The organism is Candidatus Symbiobacter mobilis CR, from assembly GCF_000477435.1.
Taxonomy (GTDB): domain Bacteria; phylum Pseudomonadota; class Gammaproteobacteria; order Burkholderiales; family Burkholderiaceae_C; genus Rhodoferax; species Rhodoferax mobilis.
The window spans coordinates 1622801-1648439 of sequence record NC_022576.1; the positions used below are offsets into that span (position 1 = coordinate 1622801).

Genomic DNA, 25639 nt, shown 5'->3' on the forward strand with positions numbered 1-25639 from the left:
AATGGCTTTGCGCCACCCGGTCCTCTATCCACGATCAATGCACGATCAATGTATTTGGAACAGATCAAGGATCTGCTTCTTTTCTTCCTCTGGCGCTGGTGGGACGATCTGCGCATCGTCGGGCAACGCCCCCTCCACGCCCAGTGTCGTGACCCCCGTGCTGCGGGAGTATTCCTCGTAAAACCACTCCCCGCCGGAATACACGATGCCCTCCGGCGCTTCCATCTCGACCACGGGAACGTTCTGCAGTGCGTGCGCCATGAATTCGATCCACACAGGCAGACTCAATCCCCCACCCGTTTCCCGGCTACCCAGGTTGCGCGGAGCGTCATACCCAATCCAGGTCACCGCCGTCATCGTGGGGTGGAATCCGGCGAACCAGGCATCCATCGAATCGTTGGTCGTTCCGGTCTTTCCGTACAAGTCAGGGCGTCGCAACATGGCCTGTGCAGACGCTGCCGTGCCCGAACGGGTCACTTCCTGGAGCAGGGAATTCATCACGAAAGCGTTGCGTTCGTCGATGACCCGTGTCGCTTCTCCCAAGGAAACAGGCCCTACCCGAGACAACACCTTGCCCTTGTGGTCGGTCACTGCCCGGATGATCCACGGCTGCACCAGATGCCCCCCATTGGCAAATACCGAGTACGCCACCGCCATCTGCATCGGCGTGACCGAACCGGCCCCCAACGCCATCGTGAGATAAGGAGGGTGCTTGTCGGCATCAAAACCGAAACGGGTAATCCACTGCTGCGCCTCCTTAGGCCCAACCACTTGCAGTACCCGGATGGACACCATGTTCTTCGAGCGGGCCAGGGCGCGGCGCAGGGTCATCGGCCCTTCAAATTGGCCATCGTAGTTTTTCGGTTCCCACGGTGCGCTGCCCGTCGTCCCGGCATCGAAAAACAGTGGGCCATCCTGGATTACCGTCGCAGGAGTGATGCCATGTTCCAAAGCGGCAGAGTAGATGAAAGGCTTGAAACTCGACCCAGGCTGTCTCCATGCCTGCGTCACATGGTTGAACTTGCTCTTGGCAAAGTCGAAGCCGCCTACCATGGCCCGCACCTCGCCATCACGCGGGTCCATCGCCACCAAAGCCCCTTCGACCTCAGGGAGCTGGGTCAATTCCCAATACCCTTTGGCATTGCGCACGATCCGCACGATGGCCCCGCGCCGAATCCGTATGCGATCCGCAGCCCGGGGACTTAGCCCAGACCGCACAGGCTTCAGCCCATCCCCGGTAATGTCCAGCAATTCTCCGTTGCGCCGAATCACCTGCACCTTGCGCGGGGTGGCGTCCAGCACGACGGCGGAAAGCACTTCATCGTTGTCGGGATATTCCAGCAAGGCATCGTCGATGGTGTCATCGAGAGCCTCTGGATCCTGCGGAAGGTCGACAAACCCCTCGGGCCCGCGATAGTGCTGGCGCCGCTCGTAGACCATGATGCCCCTGCGCAATGCGCGGTACGCGGCGATTTGGTCGGCAGCATGCAGCGTGGTGAAGACGTTGAGCCCCCGGGTGTAGGTTTCTTCTCCATAGCGGGCGTACATCAGTTGGCGTACTGTTTCAGCCAGGTATTCGGCGTGCAACTCGGTATGACCTGTGTGCGTGACGACTTGCAACGGTTCCCGCTTGGCCTCGCTGGCTTCGCTGGGGGTGATGAATCCGTTTTCGAGCATCCGATCCAAGATGTAAAGCTGCCGGGCACGCGCACGCTTGGGGTTGTGGATCGGGTTGTATGCAGACGGGGCTTTGGGTAGCCCGGCAAGCATCGCGGCCTGCGCCAAAGTGACTTCCCGCAAGGGCTTGCCAAAGTAGGTTTCCGCCGCAGCCGCAAAACCGTAAGCCCTGTTGCCCAGAAAAATCTGGTTCATGTAAATCTCGAGGATCTGATCCTTGCTCAGCGAATGCTCCAGCTTGAAGGTCAGCAATACCTCGTAGAGCTTTCGGGTATAGGTTTTTTCGCTGGACAGGTATGCATTGCGGGCAACCTGCATCGTGATCGTCGAAGCACCCTGGCTTTTGACCTTCCACAGGTTGGCCAATGCGGCGCGCACCAGCCCCCGGTAATCGACTCCACTATGCGAATAGAAGCGTGCATCCTCAATCGCCAGCACGGCATCCTTCATCATCTGGGGAATCTCGTGAATGGGAGTCAGGCGTCTGCGCTCCTCGCCAAACTCGCCGATGAGCACACCTTCCGCAGAAAAAACCCGCAACGGCAGCTTGGGCCGGTAATCCTGCAAATCGGAAATATCCGGCAAGTTCGGGTACGCAGCAGCCATGGCGATCAGCCCCAGCAGCACTGCGGAGACGATGCCCGCCACTACCAATCCGGACAGGCCAAGCACCATCCGCAACATCCACCGTGTCACCGTTCCCACCACAGTACCCGCTGGGGCTGGTGAGGGTTCCGGAGTCGTGCGGGCCATGGATGCGAAAGAGGAAAAAAGAAGGAGAAAAGGGAAGGAAAAAGGCCGTCACTGCCGCTGGCAACGAATCCAGACAAGCCATAAACCGCCAAAGCATTGTAGGGAGCGGGTTTGGCGGGGAATCCCGGGTTTGGTGACCATACCGGTGCCGATGGCACAATGCTTTCAGGGTTGTCGGCACGGCAGAGAAGCAAGTTGCCGTGCTGTTAGCGTCGTTGTTTTTCGCTGGGGTGTGTTGTGTTTTCTTTGGGGTCACTATTTCGCCGCCAAGCCCCCCCCATGATGGGACTAGACGTTAGTACGTCCAGCGTCAAGCTCGTGGAACTCAGCCAAAACGGCCTGGGGGAATACGTCTTGCAAAGCTGCGCGATGATTCCGCTCGAACGCGGCTGGATCACCGATGGCGCCGTCGAAAAGTTCGAGGAAGTTTCCGAAGCCCTGCGCAAGCTCGTCAAAAAGAGTGGCACCCGCACTCGCCATGTCGCCATGGCTTTGCCACCATCCGCAGTCATCACCAAAAAGATCGTGTTGCCTGGGGGGCTAACCGATGCCGAGATGGAATTGCAGGTGCAAAGCGAGGCGAACCAGTACATCCCTTTCCCGCTGGAGGAAGTCAGTCTCGACTTTTGCGTCATTGGCTCCAGCGCATCTGCCACTGGCGATGTCGACGTGCTCATTGCTGCGTCCCGCCGGGAAAAAGTACAAGATATTCAAGGCTTGGCGGAAGCTGCTGGACTGATCCCCGTCATCGTCGATGTCGAGTCTTATGCCTCCCGCCTGGCCGCCCGTCGGCTCATCGCCAGAATGCCCAACCAAGGTACGGATCGCATCATTGCCTTGTTCGAGATCGGCGCGATGACGACAAGCATGCAAGTGCTGCGCAACGAAGAAGTGCTGTACGACCGTGACCAGGCTTTCGGCGGCGCGCAGCTTACCCAGTTGATCGTGCGGCAGTATGGTTTTTCCCCGGAGGAGGCAGAAACCAAGAAACGCAGCGGCGAATTGCCCGACGACTACAACCTCGTCGTACTCCATCCTTTCGTCGATAGTTTGGTGCAGGAAATCAGCCGGGCGTTGCAATTCTTTTTCACCAGCACCACGCACAACAAAGTCGATATGGTGCTGTTGGCCGGTGGTTCTGCGGGCATCCAGGGGCTCCCGGCCGCAGTGGCCAAGCAGACTACCTTCGCATGCGAAGTGGCCAACCCCTTCGATGGGATGGAAATGTCCGGAAGCATCCGGGTCAAAAAAATCGCCCGGGAAGCCCCCTCGTACCTTACCTGCTGCGGACTAGCCTTGCGGAGATTCCTGCAGTGATCCTGATCAACCTGCTCCCCCACCGGGAGATCGCCCGCAAAAAACGCCGCGACGCTTTCAATGTCGGCCTGGCATCCTCTGCACTGATCGGCGGCATCATCGCTGGCGTGATCTTTCTTTGGTTCCAGGCGCACATTTCCACGCAACAGAGCCGCAATCGAGTCTTGCAATCGGAAATCGACAAGTTCAACGAACAAATCAAAGACATTGCCGGGCTGGAATCGCAAATCGCCGCTTTGGTGGCACGCCAACAGGCCGTGGAAGACTTGCAATCCGACCGCAACCTCCCCGTGCATCTGCTCAATGAACTGGTGCGCCTGCTTCCAGAGGGGGTCTATGTGCAGTCTTTGCGACAGGAAGCACAGAATGTCCTGCTTCAAGGCGTCGCGCAATCCAATGAGCGTGTATCCGAGTTGCTGCGCAATTTTTCCAACCAGTCCCGCTGGTTTGCCAAGCCGGATCTCGTCGAGATCATCACCGGCACTGTGGCACTATCTCCACGCGATACGCGCCGTGTAGCCAACTTCAGCATGCGCGTCAAACTCGTTCGTGCCAGTGAGCAGAATAAAGAAGCGACAGCCCAGGATTCCGCCGCTTCCGCGCCGAAGAAATAGCAGAAATAGCTTGTCGTTGGCCCAGCGTCGCAGCGTTGCCCTCCATAGTTGCCCTTCGTTTTTTCCCCACCCCGCTTTCTCACCCCGGTATTCCCGTTTTCAGGAGCACACCACGTGGCGGTTCACGTCGATTTCCAGGAGTTGCAAAACATCGTCCTGGCCCAGTTCCGCAACCTCGATAGCCGGGACCCTGCGAGCTGGCCGATCTTGCCGCGATTCAGCCTGTTCCTCGCAGTCTTGGTGGGGTGCGTGGTGGTGTTGTGGTTCGTCTGGCTCCAGGGGGTGGAACAGGAACTCACCACCGCCCAGGCTCAGGAAGAAACACTACGCAAAGATTACGTCGATAAATTGGCCCAGGCTACCAACCTCGACGCCCTGCGCAAACAACGTGAGCAGGTGGAACAGTACGTGACCCAACTCGAAAAGCAACTGCCCAGCAAGGCAGAAATGGATGCCTTGCTCTCGGACATTAACCAGGCCGGGATCGGGCGCAGCCTCCAATTCGAGCTGTTCCGGCCCGGTCAGGTCGTGGTGCGCGACTACTACGCGGAATTGCCCATCTCTCTGCGTGTCTCCGGCAAGTACCATGACATGGGCGCCTTCGCAGCGGATATCGCCAATCTTTCGCGTATCGTCACCCTCAACAACATCGGCATTCTCCCCACCAAGGACAGCACGTTGATCATGGACGCCGTTGCCAAAACATTCCGCTACCTCGACGCCGACGAGCTTGCAGCCCAAAGCTCCGACCCCAAAAACAAGAAAAAGTGACGAGGGTGACGATGTCGATACGGTTTTTCTTCCTGCTCCTCACGCTCGCCGCTACCCTCCTGCTGGCTGCATGTGGTGCATCGTCTGAAGAAGAGCTACAGCAATGGATGACCGAGCAACGCACCCAGGCGCACCCCAAGGTCAAACCGATTGCGGAGCCCAAGCAGTTCAAGCCAGAAACGTACACCATGCTCGGCCAAGTGGAGCCTTTCAGCAACCAGAAATTGACGCAAGCCCTCAAAAAGGAATCCACGCTGGCTGCGTCGAACGGCGCGCTCGTCGCCCCGGAACTCACCCGCCGCAAAGAACCGTTGGAAGAGTACCCTCTGGACTCCATGACGATGGTCGGCACCATGGTGCAGGAGGCTCGCCCCGTTGCCCTCGTCCTTGTTAACAACCTGCTCTATCAGGTTCGCGTGGGTGACCACCTTGGGCAAAACTACGGACGGGTCATGGACATCGATGAAACCCAGATCACCCTGCGAGAGGTCGTCCAGGATTCCGCCGGAGAGTGGGTAGAACGCCTCGCGCATCTGCAATTGCAGGAGAAGGGCCAAAATGAAAAACCGCGCTGAATACCCCCTGCTTGTCTACTGGCGCAGACGCACCATGCTTGAACCACTCCGAGTGCTGAGAGCAGCCATCGTGCTGCTCACTTTTTCCAATACGGTGGTCTGCGTTCCTGCGCAAGATGCCGGTACCGTCGCCACCGTGGTGGCGCCATCGCAATCGGTCTCCATAGAAGCCGTCTCGGGTTCCGTGCAAGGCGGAAAGGAAATGGCCAAGATCGACCTCAGCGCCCCGCTAGGCGCCATGCCTACTGGTTTCGCGATTCAGTCTCCCGCACGGATTGCCCTCGATTTCCCCAACGTGGTCAGCGCCATTGGGCGCTCCAGCATCGAGATCAACCAAGGCAATTTGCGCTCGGCCAGCGTCGTGCAGGTCGGCGATCGCACCCGGGTTGTTCTCAACCTCAAGCAAGCCACCCCGTACCAAACCCAGTGGCAGGGCAAATCATTGCTCGTGCTGCTGGAGCCTATTGCCCCCCCGGCTCAGTTCGCCCCAGGTTCTTCGATGATGTTCGCCGAAGACCTCAACCGCGATACCCAGCCTTTGCGTGACATCGACTTCCGCCGTGGGGAAGACGGCTCTGGCCGCATCATCGTGACGCTGCCCAACAACCAAGTCGGCGTCGATATCCGCCAACAAGGGCAGGCACTCATCGTCGAATTCCTCAAGACAACGCTGCCGCAAGGGTTGCGTAGGCGGCTCGACGTGGCCGACTTCGCCACCCCGGTGCGCACCGTCACCAGTTCCGAAGCAGGCGACCGCGTTCGCCTGACCATCGAGCCGCACGGACTCTGGGCACACAGCGCGTACCAAACGGACGACCAGTTCGTCATCGAAATCAAAACCGTGAAGGTGGATCCCGCCAAGCTGACTCCCGGTGTCGGCTACAACGGCCAAAAGCTGTCGCTGAACTTCCAGAACATCGAGATTCGCGCCTTGCTGCAAGTCATCGCGGACTTCACCAACTTCAATGTCGTCACCTCGGATTCCGTCGGAGGCTCCGTGACCTTGCGGCTGCAAGATGTGCCCTGGGATCAAGCGCTCGACATCATCCTCCAGTCCAAAGGGCTGGGGATGCGCAAGACCGGCAACGTGCTCTGGATTGCGCCCAAAGACGAAATCAATGCCAAGGAAAAGCTCGACCTCGAATCCGCCGCAGTCGTGCAAAACCTGGAGCCCTTGCGAACCCAGTCCTTTCAGCTCAACTACACCAAGGCCGAAGACATCGCTTCCAAACTCACTGGCACGAGCACCAGCAGCGGTGGCGGTAGCGGAACCAACGCCCCCAACTCCCGGCTGTTGAGCACCCGTGGCAGCGTCATCGCCGAGGCCCGCACCAACCAACTGTTCGTGACGGACATCCCGTCCAAGCTCGAACAGGTGCAACAACTCGTCACCAAGCTGGATATCCCGGTACGCCAGGTGCTCATCGAAGCCCGCATCGTCGAGGCCTCGGACACCTTCGGCAAATCGCTGGGCGTCAAACTGGGGGGATCGGATTTGCGTGCGCAGCAAGGGGGTTCTCCTGGCTATGCCCTCAGCAGCACCAACAGCATCGCCATGGGAACAAACTATGGCAACGTCGTTGCCACGACAGGCGCGGGTGGGGTGGTAGACACCAGCGCCGCCTTCGTCAATCTCCCTGCTATCGGTCAAGGCGGCTACAACCCGGCCAGCTTCGCACTGTCGATCTTCAGCGCAACGGCCAACCGCTTCCTCAACCTCGAACTCTCCGCGCTCGAAGCAGACGGCAAAGGCAAGGTCGTTTCCAGCCCGCGCGTGGTCACCGCAGACCAAATCAAGGCTCTGATCGAACAGGGAACGGAACTACCGTACCAAGTGGCCTCTGCCAGCGGGGCAACGTCGATTGCCTTCCGCAAGGCCAATCTCAAGCTCGAAGTCACCCCGCAAATCACCCCCGAAGGCAACATCATCCTGAGTCTCGATGTCAACAAGGACACCGTCGGCCAAGCTACCGCCGCAGGGTTTGCCATCAATACCAAACACATCCAGACCCAGGTGCTCGTCGAAAACGGGGGCACGGTTGTGATTGGCGGCATCTTCGAGATGACCGAAAGCGACAGCGAAACCAAAGTGCCCGTTCTGGGCGATATCCCCGCCTTCGGTAACCTGTTCAAGGCACGTTCCAAAATCGCTAACAAGCAGGAAATGCTCGTTTTCATCACGCCCAAGGTCATTGCAGACCGGGCATCGCACTAAGCTGCATTGCACCGCGCCAATCCACATGGGCTGTCATGCAATGCGCCCAAGTTGCCGTGTAGCAGCCTCCGTAGCCTCGTTGTAGCTTGCTTGTGGCCTCCTTCCCGCTGTATTCGTCGCTGCATTCCCTCTATTTTTTCGCCGCTTTCTCGTCGCTTTCTCGCTTTTTCCTGCCCTGGTAGCCATGGCCATAATTCGCGGCCTTGTTTGCCACTAGTCGGCATTCCTATATCGCCCCCACCGAACTGAGGTTCCCCATGCGCCCATCCGTCACGCTCGCGGCTTGGATCCTGACTCTTTTGCTATCTGCCTGCGGGGGTGGAGGGGGAGGAGGCGGTGGCACTCCGCTAACCACGGTCGATACCACTGCCTCCGGTGGCGGCACGGCTACCACCGTCGCGACGACGACCACGACGACGGTGCCGAAGCCGGAGGCGATGTTCACCGATGCGCCCAGTACGCTGACGCTGGAGTTAGAAGAAGCGCCCTGCTACACCATCCGGGGTGGCGTTCCCCCATACACCGCGCAATCCGACAACTCCAAGCTGCTGGCCGCGACGAAGCCCGCACCTTCGACACGCGCGGGTGCCATGGAAGGCGACTACGAGTTTTGCATCGCCCCCAAAGCGGTCGGTACTGCATCGATCGTCATCAAAGATGCCGTAGGCGTTAGCAGTTCGGTCATCGTCACGATCCCCGACTCGGACGTTCTGTTCACCGATCTGGGCACTGCGCTCAATCTGGCCGTCGGCACCACCAATTTCGCTACGGTGTATGGGGGCACCACCTTCGATCTGGACCCCAATATTCCGTACCGCGTCAACAACAGCAACCCCAGCGTCGTCCGCACTGAGATCCAAGGCAACCGACTGGTCGTACAGGCATTGGCTGCCGGTACCGCCACGATTGCCATCAGTGACGCCGAAGGCAAGCTGACCACCATTGCCGTCACGGCACTGCCCCCCACGGAGCTGTACACCGATGCCCCCAGTACCGTCACCCTCGCTGCAGGCACGTCGGCCATATATCAGGTTTTTGGCGGTTCCCAGACTGGGCAACCCAATCCCCTTCCCTACCAAGTCGTCAACAGCAAACCCGCCGTGGCGATAGGGCACGTCGAGGATGGCATCCTGACCATCGAGGCCAAGGAATACGGTGAGGCAACCATCCTGATTCGTGACCCGGTGGATTCCACCCGCAGCAAAAAAATCATCGTCTCGGTGCCAGCATCGGGCGTGCTGTATTCGACTGCCCCAGCCAATCTGGAGCTTGCCCGGGAAGCCTTCGGCGAATTCCTGCTCTTCGGTGGCACTGCACCGTACAAGGTCGCCCTCAACAACAAACCCCTGGTCGCCAGCGCCAGCATCGACGGCAAAAACCTGACGATCACTGGCAAACAGCCTGGAACTACGACGCTCGTCGTGCAAGACAACCTGGGCGCCAAGCTGACGATCACCGTTACCGTGACGGCACCGCAGACGATCGCGCTATTCACGACTGCACCAGATTCCCTGACCATGCCCCAAGCAGTCGATGCCACGCAGACTTTCGCCATCCTTGGCGGAACACCCGACTACACCGTCACCAGTAGCAACCCTGACGTGGTTGCTGTGGATTCCCCCGCATCTGGCGAAAACAGCTACACCCTCCGCACCAAAGGCCAGGGTGCGGCGACGATCGTCATCCGCGATGCCGAAGGCGTCACCATCCAGATCGTCGCCACGGTGCCCTTGCGCGCCCTGTTTGCCGACGCCCCGGACAACCTCGTTCTCAGCGCTACGGAACCGGCCAATACCTACATCGTCACCCTTTCCGGAGGCGCTCTAGGCTATTCAGCCCAATCCGCGCAGCCTGCGGTTGCATCCGTGGCGTTGATCGACGGAACGACGAACCAGTTCCGCATCACTGGCCACACCCCCGGAACGACCTCCATCCTGTTCAAAGACACAGCCAATGCCTCGATAGTCATTGCCGTGACTGTCCCCACCCCCGCCGCGCTCTTCACCACTGCGGGAACTGCCATGCAAATCCTGCATGGAACGACCGTCTTTCATACGGTGCATGGCGGCACCAAGCCGTATTCCGTCGGCAGCAGCGGGGAAATCATTGATGCAGAGTACGACACAGTCAATGAACGGCTCGTCATCAAGGCCCTATCGCCTGGGCGCGAAGTCCTCGCAATCAGTGATGCCGTGGGCCATGTCATCACTGTCGACATCACCGTCCAATCCGGTCTCTATACCGATGCGCCGACAAGTTTTGCCCTTGCCACGGGCGCCGGAAACGAATACACCATTTACAACGGCGTACCCCGCGACACTGCGGACCCCGATGATCCGAAATACTTTGTCAACAGCACGCATCCCAACGTCGCCAGCGCCACCGTCAAAGGCTCCACGCTGTACATAGCCGGGGTTGCCGAAGGGAGCGCGACGATCGTCGTCAGCGATAAAGCCGGCGCGACGATCTCCATCACCGTCACCGTTACCCCTCTGGGCGCGCTTACCAGCACCGCGCCAGCCACCCTCTCGCTGCCCGCTGGAACCGGCAATCTGTACACCGTTTCCGGCGGGAAAGGCCCCTACGAGCCATCCAGCGCTAATCCCTTGCTCGTCACCGCCAGCATGGAAGGTTCGGTGCTCCGTATCGATGCTCTTCCCGGAACCCTTGGTGGATCGAGCAACGTCCTGGTCAAAGATGCCAATGGAACGACCTTAACGATTGCCGTCACGGTCACGACGGTTCCGCTGATGACGACGGCGCCTGCGCGGCTGGCCATCGCTGCGGATACCGAACCCAAAGTCTTCGCGATTCTGGGCGGAACGGGCAAATACTCGGTCGTCAACACCCATCCGGCTATCGCCTCCGCCGAGATCGACGAAGAAAAATCCCTCCTTGCCATCAAGGGGTCGATGCCGGGAACGGGGTCGATCCTGCTCAGTGACTCCGGCGGCGCAACGGTGACGATCGAAGTCGTCGTCAACGCCCCAGGCCCGCTGTACCTCAGCGCCCCCAGTTGCGTCAATACCGGTGGCGGAAGCGGCGCGCCAGTCTGTGGCAGCACGGTGTACATCGCTCCCGGCGATTCCGATGTCTTCGACATCATCGGCGGCATCCCGCCCTACGTCGCCAACAGCAGCAACAAAGCCATTGGAATCGGAACCATCAAAGACGGCAACCGCCTGCACGTCGAAGCCTCTGCATCGGCCACCCCCGCCGCCACCGCGCAAATTTCCGTGACCGACGCAGCCGGGTCGCAAATCAACCTCACGCTTGTCGCGCACATCCCGCCGCTTTCCACTACGGCGCCGACTAGCACGACCGTGGCCATCGGCGGCACCCCGGTGGAATTCCAGCTCACCGGCGGTGTCGCTTCCTCTTCCTATATCGTGGCAAGCAGCGACCCCACCGTCGTCAAAGTCGAACTCGACCCAGACAACGGCAATGTCTATACCCTCACCGGTCTGAAGCCAGGTTCCGCAGTCATCACGCTGCGTGATGCGGCTGGCACGGCCCTCTCTGTCGCAGTGACCGTTCCCGCTGTGGATGCGCTCTTCACCAACGCGCCATCAAGCATCGTGCTGGCTGCAGGGTCGCCACCCTACCGAGCCAACGTCTACGGCGGAATGCGCTTTGGCGGCGAAGCTCCGTATATCGCCGGAAGCAGCAACCCCGCAGTCGCGACCGCGACGGTCGATGAGGAAGGCACCCTGCTGCTGCAAGCGCATTCCGCAGGAACAGCACAGATTGCGATCAACGACGCGAAGGGGGCGGTCGTTTTCGTCTACGTCACCGTTCCCGATCCAGCCACGCTGTACACCGATGCCCCTGCCAATCTGACGCTCGCCGCAAACACCGAAAACCAGTTCACCATCTTTGGCGGAACGCCGATTGATGGGCCACAGCAGTACCAAGTCAACAACAGCGATGACAGCATTGCCACGGTGTCGATTGCCGGTTCGTCGATCACCATCGCGGGCTTGGCTGCCGGTTCCACGCAGGTCACCATCAGTGATGCGAAAGGCAAAACCTTGACCTTGGCTGTCACCGTTCCCGCTGCAAGCGCTTTGACAACCACCGCTCCCGCCAACCTGACGCTGACTGCCGGAACGGGCAATTCCTATGTCGTATCTGGTGGTGTCGCGCCCTATATGCCTCCTATCAGCGCGAACAAGGACCTCGTCACTGCGTCGATCGACAACGACAACAAGGTGCTGCGCATTGATGCCGTTGCCGGAACCCTTGGCGGTACAAGCAACGTCATCGTTCGCGATAGCAAAGGCGCATCGTTGACGATTGCGGTCAGCGTTCCGACAGTGCCTCTCTTTACCACGGCACCGTCCACGCTCAACCTGCCTAGGTCTGCGGAATCTCTACCTTACGCCATCTATGGTGGAACGCCTGAATACACGGTGACAACATCGCATCCCGGTGTCGTCCAGGTCGAACGGGATAGCACGACTTCGTTCACGCTGACTCCCAAATCGGGCGGTACGGCCTCCGTTGAAATCAAAGATGCCAAAGGCCAGACGGTCACCATCTCGGTCACAGTCGCATCGACCGCGCTCTTCACGGACGCGCCTGCGAACATTTCTTTGGCTGCCGGCACCGACTACCGCGTTGCTGTTTCCGGCGGTATCGGCCCCTACACCGCGTTGAGCAGCTCACCCAATATCGCCACCACATCCACTGTCGGCCCGGATGGCGCCTTCACGATTTCCGCAGTCGCCACGGCCACATCGGCGGTATCGATCAAGGTGCAAGACTCCACCGGCACAGCCATCACCCTTTCCGTCACGGTCTTTGCGCCGACGGCAGTCTTCACCGACACCCCATCGACGATCACCCTCGCGCAAGGCGCAACGCATTTTTCCCATATTTTTGGCGGGACAGGTCCCTATACCGTCAACAACAGCAACCCGGCTGTGGTCACCACTCCCGTTGGCGCGCTGGCTGCTGACGTTTCCAGCTTCTCCATCGCAGCCCGGTCGGCAGGTACTGCCACCATCGCCATTGCTGATGCACAAGGCAGCGTCACCACCATCACCGTGACTGTCCCCGCAGCCGGTGTCGTCTTCACGGATGCCCCGACGGGCCTAACGCTCGCTACCGATACCGCCAGCCCGTCGTACAGCATCGGCGGTGGGGAACCGCTGGCGAATGGCAACTACCGTATCACGAGCAGCAGCCCTTCTGTGGCTGTTCCTTCGGTGGCGGAAGGCAAGGCCTTCTCGATCATCGGCATGGGTAGCGGTTCGGCCAACATCATCATCACCGACGCCCAGGGGAAATCGGCAACCATCGCCGTCACGGTCGTCCCACCCGGAACGCTGATGACCTCTGCGCCCGGAATCCTGACGCTGAACGCTGGTTCCGGCAACACCTATGTCATTTCCGGCGGGGTCAAGCCCTATACCGTAACCAGCGCCAAACCCGCACTGGTCACTGCCACCCTCAGCGGTGACGATCGCTCGTTCCTGGAGATCGATGCCCTGCCCGGCACGGCAGGCGGCCAAAGCAATGTCATCGTTCGCGATGCCCAAGGCGCTTCGGTGACGATCTCCGTCACCGTTCCCACGCTCGATCTCTTCACTACCGCCCCGTCTACGTTGAACCTGCCCAAGGCGGGTACTGCAACCTTCGCCATCCTCGGCGGGTCTCCGGCATACACCGTCACCAGCTCTGATACGGCTGTCGTCACCGTTACCCAGCCCACCGCTGATTCGTACATGCTCACTGCCAAGTCCGGCGGTACCGCAACCATCCAGATCAAGGATTCCAAAGGCGCTACCGTCTCGGTTTCCGTCACCGTCGCTTCCACTGCACTCTTCGTCGATGCTCCGCCCAATGTCGTCGTCGCCATCGGTGCTGACTACGATGTCACTGTCTCCGGCGGCGTTGGCCCCTACACCGCGCTGAGCAGCGATCCCGCCATCGCAACAGCTTCCACAGTCGGCAACGATGGCGTATTCACCGTCCATGGCATCGCTGCAGGTTCCGCAGCCGTCACCGTCAAGGACGCTGCGGGTACCACTTTCACCCTCTCCCTCACTGTCCCCGCTCCGGCTGCTCTGTTTAGTACTGCGCCCGCAACCCTGCAAATCCTTCACGGTGCTACCAACACCTACAAGGTCTTTGGCGGTACCAAGCCTTATGTCGTTAACAGCAACGGTGTCATCGCAGAAGCCACCATCGCCGCTGACGACACCCTCACCATCACAGGCAAGGTGCCCGGGCACACAACCATCGCCATCAGCGATGCCAAGGGCGCTGTGATCTCCATCGACGTCACCGTCAACCAAGGCATGTACTCCGATGCCCCGGCATCCCTCACCCTCGCCAGCGGTACCGGAAACACCTACACCGTCTTCGGTGGCACCCAGTTCCCCGGCGCCGATAAGTACTCCGTCAACGTCGGTGATACCCGCGTCGTCACCGCCACCATCTCCGGCGCCGATCTCGCCATCACCGGTGTCTCGGTAGGTACCACCAATGTCCTCGTTCGCGATGCTTCCGGTACCACCGTCACCATCGCCGTCACTGTCACCGCTCCCGGCGCATTGCTCACCACCGCGCCCACCGACCTCAGCCTCTCCGCTGGTACCGGCAACACCTACGTCATCTCCGGCGGCGTCGGCCCCTACACCGCGACCAGCGCCAACACCAGCCTCGTCACCGCTTCCACCAGCGGCGCCAACGGTGCGTTCCTCCGCATCGATGCCCTCGCAGGCACCACAGGCGGACAAAGCAATGTCATCGTTCGCGATGCACAAGGCAATTCCGTCACCATCTCCGTCACCGTGCCTACCCTGGCACTCTTCACCACCGCTCCTGCCTCAGTCAATCTGTCCAAGGCAGCCACCGCGACCTTCGCGATCCTCGGCGGGTCTCCCAACTACACCGTCACCAGTTCTGACGATTCCGTCCTTGTCGCCACCCAGCCCGATGCGGATTCGTTCCTGTTGACCGCCAAATCCGGTGGTACCGCTACTGTCCAAATCAAGGATTCCAAGGGCGCTACCGTCACTGTTGCAGTCACCGTCGCAGCCACCACGCTCTTCGTCGACGCTCCAGCCAACATCATCGTCGCCGATGGCACCGATTACGACGTCACCATCTCCGGCGGCGTGGGCCCCTACACCGCCCTCAGCAGCACTCCTGCTGTCGCCACTGCCTCCGCTGTCGGCAATGACGGGGGCTTCACCATCTCGGGCGTCGATCCAGGCGTCACGGCCATCACCGTCAAGGACGCTACCGGCGCAACCCTCACCCTCTCCGTCACCGTTCCCGCTCCCGCAACGCTCTTTACCGACACACCCTCCGCGCTCACCCTCTCCATCGGAACCAGCCACTTCACCCGCGTCTTCGGCGGTACCGGCCCCTACTCCGTCAACAACAGCAATCCCGCTGTCGTCACCACCGCTACCGGCTCCCTCGGCGCTGGCGTCTCCGCGTTCACCATCTCCGCCAAGTCCGCTGGCTCCGCCACCGTCGCCATCGCTGACTCTCTGGGCAATACCCTCACCATCGCCGTCACCGTGCCCACCGCCGCGACTGTCTTCACCGACGGGCCTGCAAGCATCGCACTCGCTGCGGGTACTTCCAGCTCCGTCTTCACCGTCGGCGGCGGCGAACCCTTCGCGGGCGGCAATTACCACTTCTCCAGCTCCAACCCCGCCGTTGCCACTCCCTCGGTCACCGAAGGCAAGTCCTTCACCATTGATGCGCTCGCCAGCGGGACGGCCAATATCGTCGCCATCGACTCGAAGGGTGCCAGCACAATCATCCCGGTCACCGTCGCTGCACCCAGTGCCTTGTTCACCACCGCCCCTGCGACCCTCACCCTCACGATGGGCACTTCCAGTCCGACCTATTCCATTTCCGGGGGCGTGCCTTTCTCTACTGATGGGAGTTACTCCATCGTCAGTGATATCCCTGACCTCGCTCGTGCCATAGCGACTACGACCACAGTGGGGGGCATCACTTCAACATCCTTTGTTATCGAGGCTCTGCCCAACACCAACGGTGGATTTACCTATATCACCATCCGGGACTCCCAAGGCAACCAACGAACCGTCTACGTCACGGTGCCCGCTCCCGATCCGCTCTTTACGACTGCCCCGGACGTGCTGAACCTGCCCAAGGCAGGCACGGCGACCTTCGCGATCCTCGGTGGGTCTCCCGGCTATACCGTCACCAGTTCCAATACGGCTGTCATCGCCGTCACCCAACCTGACGCAAGCTCATACACCTTGACTGCCAAGTCCGGTGGTTATGCAGCTATTCAGATCAAAGATTCTCGAGGCGTGATGGTCATCATCTCCGTCAATGTCGCTTCCACTACGCTCTTTTTCGATGCCCCGCCCAATGTCATCCTCGCTGCCAACAGCGATTACCCGGTCACCATCTCCGGCGGCGTAGGTCCCTACACCGCAACCAGCGGCGATCCTTCCGTCGCCACCGCATCCGCCGTCGGCAACGATGGTGTCTTCACGATCCATGGTGTCGCTGCAGGAACTGCAGCGATGGCCATCAAGGATGCTACAGGCACTTCCATCGTCCTTTCTGTCACCGTCCCCGCCCCAACCACCCTCTTTACCACCGCAGGTACTGCCATGCAACTCCTGCATGGAACGACCGCTTTCCACACGATCCATGGCGGTACCGAGCCCTACACCGTCCACAGCAGCGGGGAAATCATCCAAGCCGACTATGACCCCATTACCCGCCAACTCGCTATCAGAGCAGTATCGGAAGGACATGAGATCATGGCCATCAGCGATGCCGTCGGCAAAGTCGTCACCATCGACATCACCGTCCAATCCGGTATGTATACCGATGCTCCTGCCAGCTTCTCTCTTGCCATGGGTGCTGGGAACGAGTACACCATCTATGGCGGCGTCCCCCATAGCACCACCGGCCCCAACGAACCCAAGTACAACGTCAACAATACCGACCCGAATGTCGTCAACGCCACCATCCGTGGTTCCACCCTGTCGATCGGCGGTCTATCCCAAGGAACTGCCACGCTCGTGGTCAGTGATACCGCTGGTGCCACGATCGCCGTCACCGTCACCGTCGTCGCTCCAAGCGCACTGCTGACCACCGCACCCTCTAATCTCACACTATCGGCTGGATCAGGCAACACCTACGTCATCTCCGGCGGCGTAGGCCCCTACACCGCGACCAGCGCCAATACCGGCCTCGTCACCGCTTCCACCAGCGGAACGAACGGCTCGCTGCTGCGCATTGATGCCGTAGCAGGCACCACCGGCGGACAAAGCAATGTCATCGTTCGCGACAACCAAGGCGCTTCGGTCACTATCTCCGTCACCGTTCCCACTATTGATCTCTTCACCACTGCGCCAGCAACGCTTGATCTCCCCCGGTTTGGATCGGGCATTTATGCCATCGTCGGCGGGTCTCCCATCTATACCGTCACCAGCGCCAACGAGGCGATCGTCGAAGTCACCCGACCTGACGCACAGTCCTTTACGTTGACAGCCAAGTCCGGCGGTACGACCACCGTCCAGATCAAGGATTCCCAAGGCAAGACAGTAAGCATCTCCGTCACCGTTGCAGCCACCGCACTCTTTGTCGATGCTCCGACCAACATCATCGTTGGCGTGGGCGCCGACTACCCAGTCACCATCTCTGGCGGCGTAGGCCCGTATACCGCGCTGGGTAGCGATGCAACCGTTGCCACCACGACGGCAGTCGATGCCAATGGTCTGTTCACGATCCATGGTGTCGGAGCCGGTACCGCCGCGATCACGGTCAAAGACGCCACGAGCGCGACCCTGACAGTCTCCGTCACGGTTCCCGCTCCGACGGCGTTGTACTCCGACGCGCCAGCTACGCTCCAGATCCTCCAGGGCGCGACGAACTACTACACAATTTATGGCGGAACCAAACCCTACACCGTCAATGGCAACAGCGTCGTCGCCAAGGCCACGCTGATCGATGACACCTTGAGCCTGTCGGGCCTGGTTCCCGGCCACCAAACCGTTGCGATCAGCGATGCCAAAGGCGCAGTCATCACGATTGATGTGACCGTCAACCAAGGCATGTACACCGATGCCCCGGCCAACCTCAGCTTGGCTAGCGGAACCGGCAACACCTTCGCGGTCTTTGGTGGCATTCCGCTGTCCGGCGCGAACAAATACACCGTCAATGTTGGCGATACCCGCATTGCCACGGCCTTCGTAACCGGAACCACGTTGGCTGTCACAGGCGTTGCCCCAGGTTCCACCACCGTGGTGCTGAGCGACTCTGTAGGCGCAACGGTTGCGGTCAACGTCACGATCACCGCGCCCGGCGCGCTGTCCTCGACCGCGCCCAGCTCGCTGACCTTAACCACGGGTACCGGCAACAACTACGTCGTATCTGGTGGCGTTGCGCCGTACACCGTCACCAGCGCCAACGAAGCCCTGGTCGAAGCCACCGTTGCAGGCGCAGTGCTCCGCATCGATGCCGTTGCGGGAACGGCTGGCGGGGTCAGCAACGTCATCGTCCGTGACAACCAAGGTGCAACCTACACCATCGCCGTGACTGCGCAACCCGCCACATTGATGACGACTGCTCCGTCACCGCTGGCCATCGCTGCGGGGGTGGGCGCACGCACCTTTGCCGTGTTCGGCGGTACGGGCGACTACACGGTCGAAAGTACCTACCCGGATATCGTCTCGGCTACCCTGGCTGGCGATGTGTTGGAGATCACGGGTTCCATCCCCGGTACTGGGGCAGTCCTCGTTCGCGATTCGTCCGGTGCCATCGTCCAGATCGACGTGGTCGTCAATGCCCAAGGGCCGTTGTACCTTAGCGCACCAGGATGTACGAACGAGGGGGGTGGAGGCTCCGCCCCGGTCTGCGGCAGCACCATCTCGGTGGCACCAGGCGATTCCAACACGTTCAACATCATCGGAGGCATTCCACCCTACGTGGCAAACAGCAGCGACCTGCGTATCGGGTATGGGACCATCGTCAACGGCAACCAATTGGAAGTCACAGGGCTGGTGACAGACATCCTGCCCCCCACTGTGCAAATTTCGGTCACCGACGCGGCTGGGAGGCAGATCAACCTGACCCTCAACGTACAGGCCAGCCTGCTTGCAACCACAGCTCCATCCAACCTGACCCTTGCCGCAACGGGCGCGGCGGCTACGGGCAGTTATGTGGTGTCCGGGGGAGTTGGCCCGTACTCCATCTTGAGCTCGGATACTTCCGTGGCCACCGTCTCGATGCCCAACCCGGCGAACGGTGCCTTCACCGTCACCGGCAAGGCAATGGGAACGACGACCCTGACTTTGCGCGATGCGACGAATGCGACGATCACAATCGGCGTAACAGTCCCTGCGCCGCAAACGCTGTTTGCCGATACGCCCTCCTCCCTGGTGCTCGCAGCAGACAAAACGCACACCGTGCGGATGCAAGGCGGCATTCCCTTTGCGTCGGGCAGTCCCTATAGCGTGGGAACGAGCAACCCCGCAGTCGCCACGGCGGCGGTCGATGCCCAAGGCGTGGTGACGATCACCGCCAAATCGGCAGGGACGGCGCTGATTGCCATTAGCGACTCGCAGGCTAGCACCGTCACGATCACCGTGACCGTTCCCGCGCCGGATGCGCTCTATACCGATGCGCCGGCAAGCCTGTCCCTTGCGCAGGGAACGGCGAACACGTTCACGATCTTCGGTGGCGTACCGTATGAGACAGATCCGAACTACACCGCGAACGTCAGCCACGAATCAATCGTCGCCGCAACGATTGCAGGGTCGTCGTTGACCCTTGATGCCCTATCCGCAGGCAATGCCAGCGTCGTGTTGAGCGATTCCCAAGGGAACCGGATCACCTTGAACGTCACCGTTTCCGACTCCGCTGCCTTGGGTACCACTGCGCCCAACAACATCGTCTTGACGATGGGCGAATCCGACAGCTACAGCGTGTTTGGCGGCACTGCGCCCTACACAGCGGAAAGCGGCCAACCCTCGCTGGTCTCGGCAACGATGGGCGGAGGCGATGGAAAACGCCTCGACCTTGCTGCGGCGACCGGAACGAATGGCGGTACCGCGAACGTGATCGTGACTGACGCGAAGGGCGCGCAGCTTGCGCTCGCAGTCACGGTACCGGCTCCGACCGCGTTGTTCACGACTGCGCCCAACACCGTGACCATGCCTAGCGCCGGAGGTACCCGCAGCTTCTCGATCCATGGCGGGAAAGCAGGCTACACCGTTACCAGCAGTGATACCGGAGTGGTCAGCGTGACGCTGGCAGGTTCCGACTACACCCTCACCAGCGTGGCGGGTGGTACTGCGACGATCACCATCAAAGACAGCCAAGGCGCCACCGTCAGCCTGACGGCAACGGTGCCCTCCGGCCCGGCACTCTTTACCGACGCCCCGGCCAACATCACCCTGGGCACGGCATCCCCCGCCTACACGGTGACGATTTCCGGCGGCACTGCTCCCTACGCGGCACAAAGCAGTGACCCTGCCGTCGTGACGGCCACCACCCCAGCGGCCAACGGTAAGTTCGACCTCACGGCCATCGGCGCAGGCACTGCCGCCGTGTACGTGACCGACAGCCTCGGCGCGACCATCGTCCTGTCCGTGACCGTTCCGGCGCCGACTGCCCTCTTCAGCACTGCGCCGACGACCATGGAAATCCTGCACGGAACGACGAACTTTTACAAGGTCTACGGTGGCACGGCACCCTACGTCGTCAACACGAGCGGCTTTGTCGCCAAGGCCGTGCTTGATCCGGTCACGCACGAACTGGCAATCACCGGGGTGGTTACCGGGCATGAAACCATCGCAGTCAGTGATGCCAACGGTGCCGTCATCACGATTGACGCCACCGTGAACCAGGGGATGTACACCGACGCGCCGACTGACTTGACATTGGCCAGCGGAACGGGGGTTTCCTTCACCATCTTTGGCGGTACGCCTTTCGTCGATCCGAACGACCCCAACAATCGCTACTACGAGATCGAAAGCACCCGTGACGGCGTGGTCACCGCGACGATCACCCAATCCGTGCTCGACATTGCTGGCGTTGCCCCCGGGAACACCCAGCTCATCGTTCGCGACGCAGCAGGGGTGACCATCACGCTGTCCGCGACGGTCGTTGCTCCGGGGTCGCTACTCTCCACTGCGCCTTCCGACCTCACGCTCGTTGCCGGGAAGTCGGAAGACTACACGGTGTACGGAGGAACGGCTCCATACCACGCTGAAAGCTCACAGCCGAGCCTGGTGACTGCTGGCATCAATGGATCGACGCTGACCATTGCCGCAGCAACGGGTTCGACCGGCGGGACGACACAAGTCCTGCTGACCGACAGTGTTGGCACGCAACGCACGATCACGGTCACGATCACCACGCCGCCTGCCCTGTTCACAACCGCGCCTTCCTCGCTGGCCATCGCTTCTGGCGGCGCTGCCAGAACGTTCGCGGTGTTGGGCGGGACAGCGCCGTACTCCGTGGTCAACACGCACCCGGCGATTGCGCAGGGTGTGATCGCCGCCAACACGGGCACCCTGGACATCACCGGCGTCAGCCAAGGAACGGCGCAATTGCTGATCAGCGATAGCCAAGGCGCGACAGTGACGGTATCCGTCACCGTTACCGCACCCGGCCCGCTGTTCACCAGCGCACCCTTGGACGTGACGCTCGCGACCGGGATGTTCGGCAGCTATTCGATCCACGGCGGTACACCAACCTACGTCGTCAGCAGCAGCGATAGCGCTGTGGCAACGGCGGAACTCGTGAACCTGACCTCGGTCAAGATCACTGCCGTGGCATCGGGAACAGCCACCGTGACGGTGACCGACTTGGCTGGGACAGTGGTATCCATCGACGTGACCGTTCCATCGCCCGGTACGCTGTACACCACTGCACCCAGTACGCTGTACATCTCTCGCACATCCAGCCCATTCACCTACGCCATCTCCGGCGGATATGCACCCTACTCGGCAACAAGTAGCGAGCCTGGAATCGTCAGTGCAGCAGTGCAAGGATCGATGCTGAGCATCAGCGCAGTGTCATCGACCGTGCCAGCAGGCGTGGTGGACGTGGTGCTGCGTGACGCGCAAGGCCAAACCGTGACGATCACCGTCCACGTCGGCACATCGACCATGCTCTACACGACCGCGCCGATCGTTGCCTGCCCATCCAATACCCAAGGGGCCGCTACGTGCGTGATCACCGCGCCGAATTCGACGTACACGTACCTCGTCCACGGCGGATCGCCCTTTGAAGGCCAGTTGGCTTCCTACGCAGCGACGAGCAGCAACGAATCCATCGTCACAGGCAGTTTTGCCGGGCCGGTGCTCACCATCGTCACGGGCGCCAATAGCGGGTTCGGAACGATCCAGGTGACCGATGCGATGGGAACCAAGATCGACATTCCCGTGTGGGTAGGGACGGGTAACAGCGGGGGTACTGCGGTGTCTTCGTACCCCGTTCTATCCGCGAAGTTGCAAACGCTTGCCGGAGCAGACACCAGCGCCATCGATGCGACCAACTACACCCTGCTCAAAGTCACGTTGAAAGATCCGTTCAGCGTCGGCATCGCCAACCAGGTCGTCAACGCCACGGGCGATACGAGCCAAGTCAGCTTCCCAGACGGCAGCGCAGCCCTGACCGACGCCACCGGCGTGGCCACGCTCAAAGTTGCACGGGCCAACCTGCTGGCGACGGGGGCTGGCGCGCTGACCGTCAACTACAACTACCAGCCCGGGATGATTACCCAATACAGCGACTCTTCCGCGCCACCCGCCACGGGCAGCCAACTATCAACCTATGTGGGCTACCAGGTCACGACTGCGAATATCACGCTCGAAGACCTGACCGTTGGTGATACCGATGACAACCCCGAAATCCTGCCAGCCTATGGAACGAGCCAGGTTACGGTGTCAGTCAATATCAATGGTGCGCCTGCGACATCGACCCCTGTATCGGTGAACTTCAGCGCCTCGTGCGGGCAGATCAGTCCTGCCACAGCGACGACCGACAACACCGGCAAAGTGCTCGTCACCTACTCAGCAACCGATCCTGCAGGCACTTCGCCCAGTACCCTGGGTTGCAGCGGCAAAACGGCACAAATCACCGCCAGCACCAGCGGCGCCGCTGCGGTCAGCAAGAATATTGCGATCCAAAGTGCCCCCGCAACGAGCATTGGCTTCATTAGCGCGGAGCCAACGCGAATCTATCTGGCCAATGCTTGCGGTACGAACGCCGCATGCAAAACATCGTCGGTATTGACCTATCGCTTGGTCAACCAGTCCGGCGAAGGGATTGCAGGGCAACAAGTTGTTCTGTCGCTCAAATCGCTTAGCCCCGGCTTGCCGAAGGCTACCTTCGATACCAGTGGCAGCACGGCCAACGTTACCCTGACGACGAATGCCGACGGTTACGTCACCCAGCCCGTCTATTCCGGTTCGGTTCCAACCAATGTGATCGTCAACGCTGCGCTGGCAAGCAATCTGGGCATCCAAACCGATTCGTCGGTATTGACCATTGCGTCGGGCAGGCCAGCGCAAGTGCGGATGAGCATCGCAGCCAAAGAGTGGGCTATTGAAGGGTTCAATGTCGATGGAACGACGACGACAGTGACCGTCAGCCTGGCTGACCGCCAAGGCAACCCCGTACCGGATGGAACGGTCGTCAACTTCGTGACCGAAGGCGGCGTGATGATCCCGGCCACCTGCACCACAGGGACGACACCAGGGGATTCGCAGTGTTCGGTGACCATCCGGTCACAAGCGCCGAGGCCAGTTCCACTAGGCTCCATCCCCCCCCCACACACCGTTGAAAGCTTTGATCCCGGTACCCTTGCACCCCAAACGGGTCGGGTCACGATCCTGGCTTATGTGGCTGGCGAAGAAGACTTTACCGACACGAATGGCAACAACGTCTATGACTACGACTGTGTTAACAATGTTAAAGAATCTTTCACAGACTTGGGTATTGCTTTCCGGGACGATCAGCTACCCAGTACTGTATTAACTCGCAGTGGCTACAGCGATGGAGAATTCACCGTGCCACGGAATGCGGAAGCCGGCGTGTGTGGTGTGTCTGGTACCACCCCCACCCCCACTGCTGGCGACGGCGTATGGGGTGCTGCGGATATCCGCGCCCAAATCCCCATCGTCTTTGCCACCAGTGGAGCAAATATCGGGGATCTGGATCGGAATGGAGACGGTATCGTGGAATCACCCTATGTACAAACCACCAGCAGCCTAAGCTTCTGGGTCTATGACGGCAACGGCAACAGCATGCCCACCGGAACGACTGTTACTGTTGAAGCAGCCGACAACACGCCACTCAACAACATGACGTGCGCAATGGCTAGTGGCGCCAATGTCGTCGTGCCCAATACCCTGGATCCCATGCACATCGGCTCTAGTTACTCCAATTGCGCAGTGGGTGATCTGATCTTCGTCACCGTCACGAGTCCCTTGGGTATGGCCACTTCCACCACATTCCCAATCCACTGAGCACCCGCTACGATCCCCTCTCTCCTCCGCCACAGCGTAGCCTGTCTAGGCGCACCGTGGCGGTTTTTTCCTTACGTTTTCTGGAGCAACGATGAAAAGTTGGTGGACTGGCCCGCGTGCATGGGCCTTGGGCGCTGCGTCGGTCTTGGTGGTAGCGTTGTTGGTGACGGTGTTCTTGCTGCGCCCTGCGTACCAGGATCAGCAGTCGCAGTCGTTATTGGCCGATGTATTTCCTTCGGTCGCTGCCTGCCGTGCGGACGTGGCGCGCGTCGTGCAGACGACGACGGCCCCGGTGCTCTCGCCTTCGCTGTTCAGTTGCGACGGGGGCATCTCGACGGGGGTGCGCATCTCCAAGCACCTCAAATCGATCGCGGTCAACCAGGCAGGCGTCATCACCGTGACCCTGCACCACCGCACCCTACCGGAACTGTCTCCCACGACGAACACGCTCACCGTCGTTCCGCTCACCGCCAAAGGTCACCCCTTGCAGCCTGGCGATGTGCGCCAAAAAATTGCAAGCTGGCGCTGCGGCAGCCGTGCAGACGGCACGACGATCCCTGCCAAACTGCTCCCCGCCGACTGCAAAGGGTAGACACCAGCCCAGTCGCGCAATGATTGCGCTGATCGGCCTGCCGGGTTCCGGCAAAACGACGGTAGGCCGCCAACTGGCCCGGCGGCTGCAAGTCCCTTTTCTCGACCTTGATCACGCAATCGAACGAGAGCTGGGGTGTTCGATTCGACTGTGCTTCGAACAACAAGGCGAAGAGTACTTTCGGAACATCGAAAGCGCCGTGCTCGCACAACGCACGCAGCAATTCGACGGCGTGCTATCGACAGGCGGAGGCGCGGTGCTACGCGAATGCAACCGCCGCCTGCTGCGCGAACGCGCCTGCGTGGTCTACCTGCACGCCACGGCGGAAGAACTGCACCGGCGGCTACGCCACGACAAAAACCGCCCGCTACTCCAGGTAGAGGACATGCAAAGCCGCCTGCACGAGCTGCACGACCAACGCCACCCCCTGTACCGGGAAACTGCACATCTCATGGTCGAAACCGGGCACCCTCCGCTAGGGCGTATCGTCGACAAAATCCTGACACGATGCGGCCCGATCCTTCCCGGCGACACCATGCACGCAATGCACGATGACCACAGCGCCCACAACGACTGCGGGCCCTCGAAGGCCCGCAATGATGGAATAGCCATGGAATAGACAAACGATTCCA

9 protein-coding genes are annotated in these 25639 nt (G+C 60.6%); 8 read left to right on the plus strand and 1 reads right to left on the minus strand.

Annotated elements, in window-relative coordinates; genetic code table 11:
• Nucleotides 1-45: 45 nt before the first annotated feature.
• Entirely contained in the window at nucleotides 46-2430 is a 2385-nt protein-coding gene (locus tag CENROD_RS06685; RefSeq protein WP_022773150.1) for a penicillin-binding protein 1A, read from the minus strand.
• Between the two features lie 237 nt (nucleotides 2431-2667).
• Between CENROD_RS06685 and CENROD_RS06690 the strand changes: the two genes are divergently transcribed.
• The 8 genes from CENROD_RS06690 (at nucleotide 2668) to CENROD_RS06725 (ending at nucleotide 25626) form a co-directional block, all read left to right on the plus strand.
• Entirely contained in the window at nucleotides 2668-3747 is a 1080-nt protein-coding gene (locus tag CENROD_RS06690) for a pilus assembly protein PilM (protein WP_041193353.1), read from the plus strand.
• Nucleotides 3744-4361, plus strand: a complete 618-nt coding sequence (locus CENROD_RS06695) for a PilN domain-containing protein (protein ID WP_022773158.1) — start codon at nucleotides 3744-3746, stop codon at nucleotides 4359-4361. Before CENROD_RS06690 ends, CENROD_RS06695 begins: the two co-directional genes overlap by 4 nt.
• 114 nt (nucleotides 4362-4475) lie before the next feature.
• Nucleotides 4476-5132: a type IV pilus inner membrane component PilO gene (locus tag CENROD_RS06700; RefSeq protein WP_022773161.1), complete on the plus strand. Its 657-nt coding sequence runs from the start codon at nucleotides 4476-4478 to the stop codon at nucleotides 5130-5132.
• Nucleotides 5133-5143: 11 nt separating this feature from the next.
• Nucleotides 5144-5707, plus strand: coding sequence for a pilus assembly protein PilP (locus CENROD_RS06705; protein WP_022773164.1), 564 nt, complete (start codon nucleotides 5144-5146; stop codon nucleotides 5705-5707).
• Entirely contained in the window at nucleotides 5691-7922 is a 2232-nt protein-coding gene (locus CENROD_RS06710; protein WP_022773168.1) for a type IV pilus secretin PilQ, read from the plus strand. The genes CENROD_RS06705 and CENROD_RS06710 overlap by 17 nt, the downstream gene beginning before the upstream one ends.
• Nucleotides 7923-8179: 257 nt before the next feature.
• Nucleotides 8180-24415 carry a pilus assembly protein N-terminal domain-containing protein gene (locus CENROD_RS06715; RefSeq protein ID WP_022773171.1) on the plus strand — a complete coding sequence of 5412 codons (16236 nt, stop codon included), beginning with the start codon at nucleotides 8180-8182 and terminating at the stop codon, nucleotides 24413-24415.
• 91 nt (nucleotides 24416-24506) lie between these two features.
• Nucleotides 24507-25007, plus strand: a complete 501-nt coding sequence (locus tag CENROD_RS06720; protein WP_022773174.1) for a pilin — start codon at nucleotides 24507-24509, stop codon at nucleotides 25005-25007.
• Nucleotides 25008-25026: 19 nt separating this feature from the next.
• A complete protein-coding gene (locus CENROD_RS06725; RefSeq protein WP_022773178.1) occupies nucleotides 25027-25626 on the plus strand; it encodes a shikimate kinase in 600 nt (199 codons plus the stop codon).
• Nucleotides 25627-25639 lie beyond the last annotated feature (13 nt).